We start from the raw sequence: 12,561 nt of genomic DNA on the forward strand, positions 1-12,561 counted from the left end.
AATGATAAATACAGTACTACCTCAAATTAAAAATGGAGATTCGACGAATTTCTTTTTAATGGCAGGACCATGTGCGATAGAGGGAGAAGAAATCGCTTTAAGAATCGCAGAGAAAATCGTAACCATTACAGACCGCTTAAATATTCCTTATATATTTAAAGGATCTTACCGTAAAGCAAATCGTTCGCGTGTTGATTCTTTTACAGGAATAGGTGATGAGAAAGCTTTGCGTATTTTAGAGAAGGTTGGTAAAACATTTGGTGTACCCACTGTAACAGATATTCATGAAAGTCATGAAGCAGCTTTAGCTGCAGCATATGTTGATGTCCTACAGATTCCAGCTTTTTTATGCCGCCAAACAGAATTGCTTGTTGCAGCAGCGCAGACTGGAAAGGTAGTGAACATTAAAAAAGGACAATTTTTAAATGCAGCATCGATGAAGTTTGCTGTTGATAAAGTTATTGACTCGGGCAATAAGAACGTGTTATTAACAGATCGCGGTAATACATTTGGTTACCAGGATTTAATTGTTGATTTCAGAGGAATTCCAGAGATGAGAGGTTTTGGTGTACCAACTATTATGGACTGTACACACTCTTTGCAACAGCCAAATCAAACTTCTGGCGTAACGGGTGGTAAACCTGAATTGATAGAAACGATCGCAAAAGCTGCAATAGCAGTTGGAGCTGATGGTTTATTTATTGAGACTCATCCAAATCCAGCACAAGCAAAATCTGATGGCGCTAATATGCTACATTTAGATTACTTAGAAGACTTAATGGAAAAGTTAGTTCGTGTAAGACAAGCTATTCTTTAATTAAAGAGCTTTTATCATAAAGAAAAGTCATCGTTCTAAACGATGACTTTTTTTTATGCACTTATTTCTTGTTGCCTCGATGAATTCTTTATGGCAACTAAAGTAATTCGAATGATACAAAAGAATTATTTCTATTTATCCTGATAATTGGTAGATTTGGTTTTCAATCTAAATTATGAAATTAAACTTAGTTTTATCTTTTGCCAGTCTATTTGTTGCTTTTAGTTCATTTGCTCAACAATCGATCAACTGGAATGATCCGCTTAAAAATAAGGTGATTCAAGGACGTATTCATACGGAAGAATTATCTAATTATTACCGTTTGCCCGAGAGCTTGAAAAGTCAGGTGCGATCTCCTGTATGGAGCTTAGGTACCAATAGTGCCGGTTTGTATGTTGACTTTCAGACCGATGCGGAAGCCATTAAAGTACGCTATAAAGTAAGCGGATCTTTAAATATGCCACATATGCCTACGATTGGTGTTAGTGGTGTCGATTTATATGCGCAAGATGATAGGGGTAATTGGAACTGGGCATTTGGTAACTATAATTTTGCTGATACGGTAACCTATAATTATAAAGCATTAGGCAAAAATTCAAATTTTACTTATCGCTTATACCTGCCTTTATACAATACAGTGGAATGGTTGGAAATAGGAGTAGGGTCTGATAAGAGTTTTAAATTTGTTGTTCAAGAAGGTAAGCCAGTTGTTGTTTACGGAACTTCAATCGCTCAAGGCGCATGTGCTACTAGACCTGGATTAGCCTGGAGTAATATGCTAGGTAGAGCTATTAAAAACCCAGTCATCAATGTTGCCTTTTCGGGTAATGGTCGTTTAGAACAACCTATTATCGATCATATAAATCAAGTGGATGCTGCTGTTTTTATATTGGACTGTATTCCAAATCTAGCTTTAACGAAAGATAGAACAGCACAGCAACTGGATTCTTTACTGTCTAATGCAGTTACCGAAATTCGAAAAAAACATCCGAAGACACCGATTATTGTTACCGAGCATAGCTCAGGATTTAATAACGCCATCTTCAATTTAGATATTAACGAAGAATATAAAAAGAGCAGTGCTGTCGCTAACCAATTTGTAAATCGTATTAAGCAATCTGGAGATAAAAATCTCTATCTACTAACAAATAGGGAAATTGGTTTAGATATTAATTCAACCGTAGATTCTGCTCATCCAAATGATATCGGAATGAAAAAAATAGCCGATGCTTATCAAAAATTGATCAATAAGGTTGTTAAAAAGTAAACGTAGTTTTATTGCGACCAAATGGGCCATTATCATGATTCATTAAGCGTCCAATTGCTAGCATTAGATGCTTAATTACAGTTTGTGTTATAGCTGTAATTAAGCATTTTTTATGTACGTCAAGTTAGAATCCTATTCATAGAAGGGACTTGGAGCATAAGTTCGTCCTCCTTGCGATAATCAAAACCCTTAAATTGTTAAAGGGTGATTTTTACTGATCGATGTAGCAACCCAAACACCTGTACTAAAACAAGCTTGTAGCAGATATCCGCCTGTTGGTGCTTCCCAGTCTAGCATTTCGCCGGCACAGTATACCAAAGGAAATTTATGTAATGAAAGGTCTTTATTCAGTTCATTAAAGGGTACACCTCCAGCTGTAGAGATCACCTCATCTAAGGGTCTTAATCCTGATACTTGGATAGGGTAGTTTTTAATGTGCTGTCCTAGTGCTATTGCATCTGTGAATGTTTGTTTATCCAATTTCTTTAATAGCGCAACTGCAGTGGATGAAAGTTTAAGTTTGTTTTTTAATAGTGAGCTTATATTTCCGCCAGATTGCATCTGCTTTAAAATTGCATCTAATGACACATTGGGCTTGAGATCAATATGAAGTGTGATCGGGAATTCGTATGGTCTGCTATAGCGGTTCATATAATAGAGCGGACTCCCTTCTATTCCATAGGTTGTAAATACAATTTCTCCTAATTTACTCGTGCCGTTAAATGCAACCTGAATGTTTTTTAATACCTGTCCCTCTAGATCGCTCAGGTCATTGGTCGTATTATATCCCGAATTGGCCGCTTGTAAAGGGGTAATGTTTATCTTTTTATTTGTCAGAATCGGAATCCATGAAGCATCTGATCCTGTTTTTTTCCATGAGCCACCACCTAGTGCCAAGATGAGCTGACGATAACTTTTGCGGACAACTTCTTTGTTGTGCAGCAATATGACAGAATTTGCATCAAAATCCACGAAACTGTACTCATAGTTAATGATGACTCCCAGTTGGTTGAGATGATCTAGCCATGCTTGTAAAACTTGGATGGGTTTTATATGTTTTTCGGGAAATATTTTTCCAGAACTGCCAATATATGTCGGAATTCCGATTGATGAAAGCCATTCCACAGTAGCATTATTATCAAAATGGCGTACGATCTTTTGGATTTCCGCGGCATCATATTGAGTAACGAAGTTTTCTATTTGCTCACTATGCGTTAGGTTAAATCCGCCATGACCAGCGACTAAGAATTTTCTTGCCGCAGCTTTATTTTTTTCATAGATGTGTACCTGATAACCTCTTGTTGCCAGTTGTTGCGCAGCCATCAGTCCAGCTGGACCAGCACCAATGATGATAATAGGATCTTCGTTCATGATCTGCAAAAATAGGCATTTACGACTAGGAATAAACTAAATTGACCGGAAATATAAATACGGGCCTATATAGTGTGGATGTTTACCGCAAATCTATGATCATCTGTTATGATAGTAGGATTTTCTATTTTGAAATTTAGCTGTTGTTTAATGCGACATTACCATAGCTAGTAAGAAAGCTTTCGTGTCAATTTTTCTCAAGAGAATAGGGGGAAATTATGAATTGGAATAAGAATTTGATTTTTGTATATTTAGTTAAAAAATATATCTTCATATGGCTAAATCAATTAAACTAACTCAAAGGGTTAAAAAAGGTGATGAAGTAGTAGAAAGACCCATCTTTTTTATAGCCGAAAACATTGTTCATTTTGTTCAAAATGAATATCAGGGAAGGACCTTGACTACTATATTTTGTATTGTTTCGTCAACGCACGGAACGACGTCTTTTGATGTTATTGAAACGGCAGAAGAGGTTGATAGATTGATCAATTTGTAATAACTTAAAAACCCGACCTATTGTCGGGTTTTTATTATTCAGGATGTCCTCTGGATAGAAACTTATTTTTCTTTATTAAAGATGTATTGTCCACCACCTTGTTTAAGAATCATTACGTTCTCTGCAGGTTTAAATTCGAGTACAATTCCAGCCTTATCAGATTTGAATATATTTTCCGCAGTACATTCAAGTTGCATGGATGCTTGTCCGTCAGCTTGCGCAGTTAAATTTTTGCCATCATTGGTAATTGTTATTTTTATGGGTATTTGAGCGGATGCATAAACTCCGTTATACTTTGCCAGTTCCTCAGCATTTATTTGATATGTTGAAAATTCGGGAATTTCAAAAGGTTTACCGAATATGGCATTCAAAACAGTCACAGCTACTTCATTATTGTTATAATTGGAACCGTTTGAAGTCAGTGCAAAAGATATGTGATCGCTCGGAAAGTAAGAAAATACTGCGGTGAACTTATCTATTCCGCCACGATGACCAAATCCTTGCTTGTCGTAAAAAGGTTGTTTAAAAAGTCCCAGACCATGTCCATCTTGGATTTTTTCCATTAATGCCAGACTTTCGGCTTTTAATATCTTTCCTGAAAAAAGGGCGTCGCTAAATTTTATCAGATCAAGCGGATTAGAAACGATTCCTCCAGCTCCTAAAGGAATTGATGTGTCGGTTTCTTTGGCAACTTTCCAGTTATCTTCAAAGGTATATGATTTTGCCTCATTATTTGAAGTATTAATTGAACCTCCAAAATAAGTATTTTTAAGCGAGAATGGATCAGTAATACATTTTTTCAAAAGTGTTGCATAGGGCGTTTTGTAAGTTTTCTCAAGAATATAGGTTAATAGTACATAGTTTGAATTGCTATATTCCGATTTTGTATCAGGTTGAAAGTCCGAACCTCCCTTTTCAATAAATGCCATCATTTCCTTTTCGCTTTTGGGAGTATAGCACCAGTTGATGTAATTTTCATCATCCGTAAAGTCATGGACACCACTTCTATGGCTAAGCAAATGACCAATTGTTATGGCAGATGCGTTTGTTAAGGAAGGAAAGAATTTATCAATATGTTGAGCGAGGTCCAGTTTTTTTTCCTCAACTGCTTTCATGATCAGTACTGCAGTAAACGTTTTAGAGATTGAACCGATTCTATATTTGGTATTAGCATTAGATCTGGTATTATTTTCATAATTGGAATAACCTATGGATCTACTGTAGATAATTTTTTCATTTTTCGACACTGCAACAGTTCCCATAAATTTATTAGCTTTCTCCAGGGAGCTGAAATACAAATCGAGTTTGTTCGTGTCAAATTGTTGGGCATTTGTCAATGTCGAAACAAAAAAACAGGATAACAAGAAGAGATATTTTTTAATCATAACGGTTTGTGGTTTATATTTTTTTTCAATTTTAACAGTAAGGTTAATAGTATATATAATGTGATCGAGGCTACAACCATTAAAGGGATAAACCAATTTCCTAAGCGCTCATATTGAAGATAACTGACACCATCTGAATTATTATATTGCCCGAGTATAAAGATGTCCTTTGCACGATAAAAGAGTCCCACGTGATCCGGGTCGATCAGTTTAGCAATGATTAAAAAAAGAAATCCAAATAAAAATAGATATAGTATTGCAAATATTATATAGGAAATTCCGTTGCTAATATTTAATGTTAAAGCTTTCACTATTTCGAGAGGATTGAAAGTACGTGTTGCTTCCTCCAGTTTCTTATTTGCTACCAGAGGTTTTAGAAATTCTTCCGGTTGTCCGAGTTTTTCTAAAATATCTAATAAATGTTCCACTTCGTCCCGACCATTGGGATTATCTGAAAAGCCTTCGAAAAGATGACTGTTTATCTCCAGTAAAATTTCCTGTTGATTTTGTTCATTTAATACCTTAACAGTATTTCGGACACGTTTAAGGTAATCTCGGTATATCCGTGTACAATTCCTGTTTTCAAATTCTATTTCTTTAAACTTCATATTAGATTGAATTGATGGTGTCGTTTAATGTGATCCAGTATTTTTTCATCTCTTCGGCTGTTTCCTGACCTAAACTTGTGATGTTGTAATATTTTCTGGGAATTCCTGAATTCTGTTCTACCCATTTATAGTCAACAAGTTTTTCATCTTTAAGTCTGTTCATCAACGGATATAATGTGCCCTCCGCGATTTCAATGGCCGTCCTTTTTTTTATTTCGTTAATTAGATCATAGCCATAATATTCACGCTTATCCATTAAGATCCTTAAAACAACAAAAGATAAGGTTCCCTTTTTGAGCTGTGAAGTCCATTTATTTACAAAGTCATTATCCATGGAGCTAAGCTAAAGAAAATACATAGTATAACAAAGTACTTGGTTTAAAATTGTTTATTTTTTTGAATTGATATTTGATGTAGGATTTATAGGTAAACTATTTTTGAGGTAACCAGTATACGATATCTGCAGCGATATGGAGGGATTCAATAGTTGATTTTAGTCGTAAGCACTAAAAATAGCAATAGCGTTACGATAGGAGATTATTAGTGATCCTATCATAACGCATTGAATTGATCTAATGTTGATTAGAAATTGTTAACTGGATTATAAATTTCGTTTGTTGCTTTCTATAGCAATGAATTCTGGTAAATAATTTGGTGTACAGCCTTTTGATACCATATCACCTTTATAGAGGCCTGTTTTTTCTCCGATTGCAATACACCGGTCTCGGTATTGTTTTTCATAAACGCCAATCCATCCTGCTAGGAAATTCATTGCCCATTGTACTTCTGGCTCTTCTCTGGCAATTTTGGCTTCTATTTTATTTAATAATTCTAGTGAATTAGGAGGAGGTATTTGTCCTGTCCATCTTAAACGGGCTTGGTAATACCAGAATATCCGCCTTTGTAGCGGTGATACACTATTTTGCCAGGATTCAATAAGTGCAATCGTTTTTTTGTCTTTAGTCAGTTGGTTTGCCATAAGCCAATCCATAAGCTGATTCCGTTCTTCGGGTGGATGCATAAGCATATCCTGATCGAGCTGATTGACGGTGTCTTGTGAAATGCGCTTATTATCCATAATCAGAATGGCCAATAGCCTTGCTAAAAAATCAGGTGTAGACCATAACTCCAGTGCTAATTCGTGATCTTTTTTGATCTCCTTCGCAATTTTTCTTAAGTCTCCAAGCTTAGTTGTTGTGGTGATCTGACTTAGAATATGCGCTGTTTTTGACGAAAGTTTCATGACAATTCTTTTTAATATTGAATACCTAGAAATTCAACGTTAAGTTATCAAAAACAATTTACTCTTTTTTAACGAATTCCTTGACAATAATTATTGATTCTTACCTCTTTGCAGTGCAATAGGTATCAAGTTATTTCATTGTTTATGGGCTTTTTTAAAACTTAGGTTTGCAAAAGTCCATAAACAATAAAACTTTGGCTACGGATTCCTGATCAATCCTTTTTATAATCAAGGACATCGGTTGATTGCTCATGATGGTGGCTTTTTTGGAGCTAAAGGTGGGGTAGTGGAAATACGAAAAAACTATTTAAATGAACCCAAAGGGGAATAGTAGAACAATTCACAAAGTATTTCATTTTATCGAGACCCTAGATGACCAAATTTAAGGGGCTCGTTAGGTCTCTTTAAAGATGAGAAGTATTGAAAAAAAACGATAGGTGTATAAAAGGCAAATCTTGTTGGTCGATCGTTTTTTATTTTTTTATTTCAACAAAAATAGATTGTGCATATCCGTTTTTTGTACCATCAGTTAGGTTTTTAGCAACCCCGTTTATCCATAATTTCGCCACATCTCTGTCGTTATCATTTTTTTCATATCCTCCGATGTAAATATTATTGTTGTTTACAAAAACTGAATTAGCAACAGCGTGATGTTTTCCATCTGTAATGGATTGTACTTTTCCATTTATCCATAATCTCGCCACTTCAACTCCATTAATATTTTCACTACCAACTATATATGTATCATTGTTCCAAATATATATGGATCTTGCATATGAATCATTTAGGCCATCAGACAAATTTTGAGATTTTCCATTTTTCCATAATTTGGCTATATATTTATCATTTTCTATTTCATATCCCACAACATAAATGGTACCATTTTCAACAAATAACGAGAGCGCATAAGCATCATTTAATCCATTACTAAGATTTTGTGGTTTTCCGTTTTTCCAGATTTTAGCTACACTATTATTTCTGTAATGTTTACTTTTATTTCCGGTTTGTTCGTGTCCACATATATATTCATCTCCTTTATATACAAAAATCGAAGCATCATCTGTTGGGTTTTCTCCATTTGTTATATCAGTATAAACACCATTCTTCCATACTTTAATCATATAATTTTTTGTACTATACTGAGCACCAAGAATATAAATATTGTTCTTATCTATAAACAAAGAACTGGTATGAGCAGCAGTTTTACCGTTTGTTAATTTTTGTATTTTTCCATTTTTCCAAATAGTTGCAACGTATTCATTATCAAGTATAATTGATCCTACAATATAAACATCATTGTTGTTTACAAATACGGATTTAGCATCTGAATATAGTTCACTGTTTTCTAAGTGAATGTCTTTACCATTTTTCCATAGTTTTGCTACGTGTTTCATGCCTACCTCGTCTGCAATTTCTTCTATTGAAGATTCAAACTTGCTATCATTGTATTCGTACCCTACAACATATATATCAACCTCATTTAAAGTTTTACTTGTATCAGTTGATATTTTGCTTGTTTTACAAGACATTAATAAACTTACAATTGAAATAGTGAATGATAATTTTATAAAAGACGAATTCATTTTACCTTATTTTTAGCTTTTATTATTTTATTTATTGAAATGTCGCCCAATGTCTTACAGCTTGTCGATTGTGGAGAATTGTACGCAATTCCGCTCAAATTATTACTGAAGATTACTAGAATTACTCATGCTGAAATTTAGCAGTTGAGCTCCACTATAGTTAAAGCGATGTTAGCAATTTTTTTTATTTATTTGCTTCTTAACAGTATTATAAATTTCATTTTTGTCTGACTTAGACAAGACATTTAGCGCGGTCAATATTTTTCGTCCTGAACTTGTTTCTATTTCCAAATAGTTTCCTTTCCAGAAATCTTCTACATAATATATATTAGTAATTTTTGAATAATGTAAAAGTGTAAATGGATTTAGGTCAAAAGATAATCTTTCAAGTTTATTACCTCCTGTAATTTCTTTAAAATATAATCCCTTGTCATCAGTTTTTGCTCTAATGATTTTACTTCTATATTTTATAGTAATATATCCAAAAAAGATCAAGCCAGCTCTGAAAAGCAATAACAATATAGAGACAATAAAATGCATTATACCTCTGAAATCAATAATCATGCTTTGAAAGTTATTCCAAAATGACCTTTTTATATCAAACCCAATAAATGTTGTGGCAATGCCCATAATTATAAAAATTACTCCTATAGTTATGGACCTAAAATTAGATAAATAATAACTTTTCACTTCCATTTATTATCTTTTCCCTTCTATGGTGTTTCTTAAAATTACCTCTAACTCAAAAATTGATGCAATGCATATTTTGTTTTATTAGACTTATTTTAGTTATCAATATACCGTAAATTCATGAAATATCTAAAATCCAACATTAATATAACGACGTTAATGTATCAAAAGTGTTGATGAAATTTACAACGCTTACAAACCCTAGCTTTATAATTAAAACGAGTAGGAGGACTGTTGTTATTTGCACGGGATTGTTTTTAAGCTGACGCAAAACGTTCCGGTGCTTTACGCAATGGCGGATTTCGGAGCCGAAACTTTCAACTCAAATACAAATTTCTACCAAAGCACAAAACTTGAAGTATGTACATTCTGCCCACTATTGTCATCTGCGATGTAATCATTAAAACAAAAAAAAGACAAGATGTGATACCCCATTGCTTGTTACCAACTTTTATTATTTTATTCGTCATTCGACTTTAAATATCTTGCAGGTACATGGTCAGTCAGCCAAACACCATTGGCCGAAATGAAAAACTGAAAATTGTCGGTGTACATTTTTTCAGCAAGGACTTTAAGTACAACAGGCTTTCCGTGTCTTCGTCCAACCTTAATTGCTGTTTCAATGTCGCTACTCAAATGAACGTGCTGTCTGCTCCGCTTTTCAAGTCCTTTGTCAATTATTGATTGTACTGATTTTTCGCTTGTTCCATGATATAGAATTTCAGGTGGTTTTTGGCTCTCGTAGCCTAATTCAATTTCTATTGAATGTCCTTGACTTGCTCTTATTTTGTCAAGCGTTTCATTAAAAGCAAATCTCTTTTTTGGATTTGTCGCAACAATATAGTTAAGTGTATCTCGGTCGAAACTTATACCATTTTCGTTTGCCTTTTCAATTAATTCTTTAATGTCGGTCCAACCATTTTGGTCAAGTTGAATACCAATTGTTTTAGGTTGGTGTCTTAGTACCAAACTTAAAAACTTGCTTATATGTGTCAGTTGTTTATCGCTTGTCATATTATTTTGTATAGATGAGGAAATACTCTTTCAATTTTATTTCTGTCAGTTAAGTCTATTAGCTCTAAACTGTTCCAATCAATTAACACCAATTTACAACTTTCGCCTAATTCATAAAGTGCATCTGAAAATTTAATGAAATGATCATTTGTTATTTTGCAGATTCGCGATACGCTTGCGACTAACGGTTCGGCAAGACCCTTGTCATGTGAAGGCATAATTTCATTCGAAAATTTGGTCAATTAAATTTTTGTAACTTTCATAAACCGTATTTCCTCTTTCGCTAACACTTGGTAAATCAAAGTCAGTAATTTTCTTTATCTTGAATAGTTCAAATATCGGATGTAAATCATCTATTGTTTCTTTAGCCAGTGGTCTTTTATTGTCAAAATGATAATTTGCAATGCGATTACATATAAATTCGCTAGCACTTATTTGATAATTACTAGTTGAATTAGATGAATGAATGTCAGCACCTTTTTCTATTAGTAATTTCATAATTTCAAATGCCTCTCGATATTTTTTTGTCGGTTCACTTTTAACCGTCCATTGGTCTTTTTTGAATAATCCTAAAAAGCCAGAATTATTTTGAGGACTATATTTAGGAATGTAAATTTCATCTCTTGAATTGGCAATAACTGCTTCAATTGCAAAATGTAAGGCCGGTTTTCTCCAATCTTCATCTTCAATTTCTGTTTCCATAAATTTTACATCAGCTCCACGTTCAATTAGTAGTTTAGCTATGTCAAAGTTTTCAGTTTTAATTGCAGTCTGTAAAGGAATTTCTCCATCATCGCGTTTAGATATTCCTTTTGCAATACAATTTACTAATTCCGGATTTTTGTCGAGAATTTTAGAAATTTCGTTAATTTCTTTTTTCCTTATTGTACTAAATAATTTTTTCATCTTTCAGTCTATGGATTATGCTTGAAAATGTTAGCAGATAACTCAAAAAATGACGCAATGCATATGTTGTTTTGTAAAACTTATTTTAGTTATCAATATACTGTAAATTTATGAAATATCTAAAATCCAACATCAATATAGCGACGTTCTTTTACTTGCTTTCTTTGGTCGAGAATTCGGTTCGTTTACCTTGTATGGTTATGCGGACATAAATGGGATGTAGTCCTGCTTTGTTAGCTTTTACAGCACGGGTATACATGTAGATAGTAACTTGATTGCTCATTGTGGTGGTGTTTTATTTCAATATTCAATTTATTCTATTGGATATAAACTGTCAAGATGTTCAGCATCTGGTCATGTCATGCCTTTATGCGGTATTCATCTAGCGGTTCATTTTAGCGAGACCCTAGCTAGCCAAATTTTAGGGTCTCGCTAGGGTCTCGCTAGAAATGAGAAGTATTGAAAAAAACGATAGGTGTATAAAAAGAAAAACCCTATAAATCCTTGAATTTATAGGGTTTTGATATATTTTCTTTATCAGGATGCGGAAGAGGAGGGATTATTTTCATGATCCCAAAAAGGGGGGGGCTTCAAGACAAAACAAAGCCATTCACTCCGTTCATCACTTTTGTTGTTTATATACTTTTTTTTAAAACTTACGTTTACAAAAGTACATAAACGACAAAACCCGACTAATAGTCGGGCTTTGTTTTGTCTTGGCGGAAGAGGAGGGATTCGAACCCTCGGTACCGTTTCCAGTACGACAGTTTAGCAAACTGTTCCTTTCGGCCACTCAGGCACTCTTCCTTGTTTTGACAATGCAAACATAAGGCAATTATTTTATTTTTGCAAAGTCTAGAAACGCCTTTTTTATCCTTTTATTGATTTTTTTTTATGAAAGTCGATAAATAGCAAAAATCGCACTTATCAGCAGGCTTTATTTTGTCTTGATGAAGGGATTATTTACTTCATCATGAATGGAGATCGTTATTCTTATAAAATTTAATGATCCTCTTCGCCCATTATTTTACTGTACATCGACTTTCTTAAAATCGATTTTTACAAATGTATGTAAACAACAAAAGCCGACTATAAGTCGGCTTTTATTTTGTCTTTGCGGAAGGGGAGGGATTATTTTCATGATCCCAAAAAAGGGGGGGCTTCAATACAAAACAAAGCCA

13 protein-coding genes and 1 tRNA gene are annotated in these 12,561 nt (G+C 34.0%); 3 read left to right on the forward strand and 11 right to left on the reverse strand.

The genetic code is table 11. The annotated features are described in order from the left end of the window. The first annotated feature begins 1 nt into the window (after position 1). Entirely contained in the window at positions 2-817 is an 816-nt protein-coding gene (gene kdsA, locus WH188_RS16435; protein ID WP_132773126.1) for a 3-deoxy-8-phosphooctulonate synthase, read from the forward strand. A gap of 175 nt (positions 818-992) precedes the next feature. Next, positions 993-2,084, forward strand: coding sequence for an SGNH/GDSL hydrolase family protein (locus tag WH188_RS16440; protein WP_132842232.1), 1,092 nt, complete (start codon positions 993-995; stop codon positions 2,082-2,084). Positions 2,085-2,273: 189 nt separating this feature from the next. Here the strand turns inward: WH188_RS16440 and WH188_RS16445 are convergent, their stop codons facing one another. After that, positions 2,274-3,455 carry an NAD(P)/FAD-dependent oxidoreductase gene (locus WH188_RS16445; RefSeq protein WP_132842233.1) on the reverse strand — a complete coding sequence of 394 codons (1,182 nt, stop codon included), beginning with the start codon at positions 3,453-3,455 and terminating at the stop codon, positions 2,274-2,276. A 274-nt stretch (positions 3,456-3,729) separates the two neighbouring features. Here WH188_RS16445 and WH188_RS16450 point away from each other — a divergent pair, with 274 nt between their 5' ends. Then, a complete protein-coding gene (locus tag WH188_RS16450) occupies positions 3,730-3,951 on the forward strand; it encodes a hypothetical protein (RefSeq protein WP_132773120.1) in 222 nt (73 codons plus the stop codon). Positions 3,952-4,013: 62 nt separating this feature from the next. On the opposite strand, the gene WH188_RS16455 is transcribed toward WH188_RS16450, so the two are convergent. The 10 genes from WH188_RS16455 to WH188_RS16500 all read right to left on the reverse strand — a co-directional run bounded on the left by WH188_RS16455 (position 4,014) and on the right by WH188_RS16500 (position 12,187). After that, positions 4,014-5,336, reverse strand: coding sequence for a serine hydrolase domain-containing protein (locus WH188_RS16455; protein ID WP_339424410.1), 1,323 nt, complete (start codon positions 5,334-5,336; stop codon positions 4,014-4,016). Then, the gene (locus tag WH188_RS16460; RefSeq protein ID WP_132842237.1) at positions 5,333-5,944 is read right to left on the reverse strand and encodes an HAAS signaling domain-containing protein; all 612 of its coding nucleotides are present in this window, start codon (positions 5,942-5,944) and stop codon (positions 5,333-5,335) included. Before WH188_RS16460 ends, WH188_RS16455 begins: the two co-directional genes overlap by 4 nt. Position 5,945: 1 nt before the next feature. After that, entirely contained in the window at positions 5,946-6,278 is a 333-nt protein-coding gene (locus WH188_RS16465; protein ID WP_021187958.1) for a PadR family transcriptional regulator, read from the reverse strand. A 267-nt stretch (positions 6,279-6,545) separates the two neighbouring features. Next, entirely contained in the window at positions 6,546-7,187 is a 642-nt protein-coding gene (locus WH188_RS16470; protein ID WP_339424411.1) for a DNA alkylation repair protein, read from the reverse strand. Positions 7,188-7,660: 473 nt separating this feature from the next. Next, positions 7,661-8,770: a hypothetical protein gene (locus WH188_RS16475; protein ID WP_339424412.1), complete on the reverse strand. Its 1,110-nt coding sequence runs from the start codon at positions 8,768-8,770 to the stop codon at positions 7,661-7,663. A 171-nt stretch (positions 8,771-8,941) separates the two neighbouring features. Next, the gene (locus WH188_RS16480) at positions 8,942-9,400 is read right to left on the reverse strand and encodes a hypothetical protein (RefSeq protein WP_339424413.1); all 459 of its coding nucleotides are present in this window, start codon (positions 9,398-9,400) and stop codon (positions 8,942-8,944) included. Positions 9,401-9,919: 519 nt separating this feature from the next. Further along, positions 9,920-10,474 carry an RNA 2'-phosphotransferase gene (locus WH188_RS16485; protein ID WP_339424414.1) on the reverse strand — a complete coding sequence of 185 codons (555 nt, stop codon included), beginning with the start codon at positions 10,472-10,474 and terminating at the stop codon, positions 9,920-9,922. Between the two features lie 222 nt (positions 10,475-10,696). Continuing rightward, positions 10,697-11,380 carry an ankyrin repeat domain-containing protein gene (locus WH188_RS16490; RefSeq protein WP_021191020.1) on the reverse strand — a complete coding sequence of 228 codons (684 nt, stop codon included), beginning with the start codon at positions 11,378-11,380 and terminating at the stop codon, positions 10,697-10,699. A gap of 151 nt (positions 11,381-11,531) precedes the next feature. After that, positions 11,532-11,663 carry an Arm DNA-binding domain-containing protein gene (locus WH188_RS16495; RefSeq protein ID WP_132842246.1) on the reverse strand — a complete coding sequence of 44 codons (132 nt, stop codon included), beginning with the start codon at positions 11,661-11,663 and terminating at the stop codon, positions 11,532-11,534. A gap of 434 nt (positions 11,664-12,097) precedes the next feature. After that, positions 12,098-12,187 (reverse strand) — tRNA-Ser (locus WH188_RS16500). Positions 12,188-12,561 lie beyond the last annotated feature (374 nt).

The organism is Sphingobacterium sp. MYb388 (assembly GCF_037479535.1).
Classification (GTDB): Bacteria; Bacteroidota; Bacteroidia; order Sphingobacteriales; family Sphingobacteriaceae; genus Sphingobacterium; species Sphingobacterium anhuiense.

Coding starts and splice junctions, on each gene's coding strand:
- WH188_RS16440 (WP_132842232.1), top strand. CDS start 993: ATGAAATTAAACTTAGTTTTATCTTTTGCCAGTCTATTTGTTGCTTTT.
- WH188_RS16490 (WP_021191020.1), bottom strand. CDS start 11,380: ATGAAAAAATTATTTAGTACAATAAGGAAAAAAGAAATTAACGAAATT.
- WH188_RS16460 (WP_132842237.1), bottom strand. CDS start 5,944: ATGAAGTTTAAAGAAATAGAATTTGAAAACAGGAATTGTACACGGATA.
- WH188_RS16475 (WP_339424412.1), bottom strand. CDS start 8,770: ATGAATTCGTCTTTTATAAAATTATCATTCACTATTTCAATTGTAAGT.
- WH188_RS16470 (WP_339424411.1), bottom strand. CDS start 7,187: ATGAAACTTTCGTCAAAAACAGCGCATATTCTAAGTCAGATCACCACA.
- WH188_RS16455 (WP_339424410.1), bottom strand. CDS start 5,336: ATGATTAAAAAATATCTCTTCTTGTTATCCTGTTTTTTTGTTTCGACA.
- WH188_RS16450 (WP_132773120.1), top strand. CDS start 3,730: ATGGCTAAATCAATTAAACTAACTCAAAGGGTTAAAAAAGGTGATGAA.
- WH188_RS16480 (WP_339424413.1), bottom strand. CDS start 9,400: ATGGGCATTGCCACAACATTTATTGGGTTTGATATAAAAAGGTCATTT.
- WH188_RS16445 (WP_132842233.1), bottom strand. CDS start 3,455: ATGAACGAAGATCCTATTATCATCATTGGTGCTGGTCCAGCTGGACTG.
- WH188_RS16485 (WP_339424414.1), bottom strand. CDS start 10,474: ATGACAAGCGATAAACAACTGACACATATAAGCAAGTTTTTAAGTTTG.
- WH188_RS16465 (WP_021187958.1), bottom strand. CDS start 6,278: ATGGATAATGACTTTGTAAATAAATGGACTTCACAGCTCAAAAAGGGA.
- WH188_RS16495 (WP_132842246.1), bottom strand. CDS start 11,663: ATGAGCAATCAAGTTACTATCTACATGTATACCCGTGCTGTAAAAGCT.
- kdsA (WP_132773126.1), top strand. CDS start 2: ATGATAAATACAGTACTACCTCAAATTAAAAATGGAGATTCGACGAAT.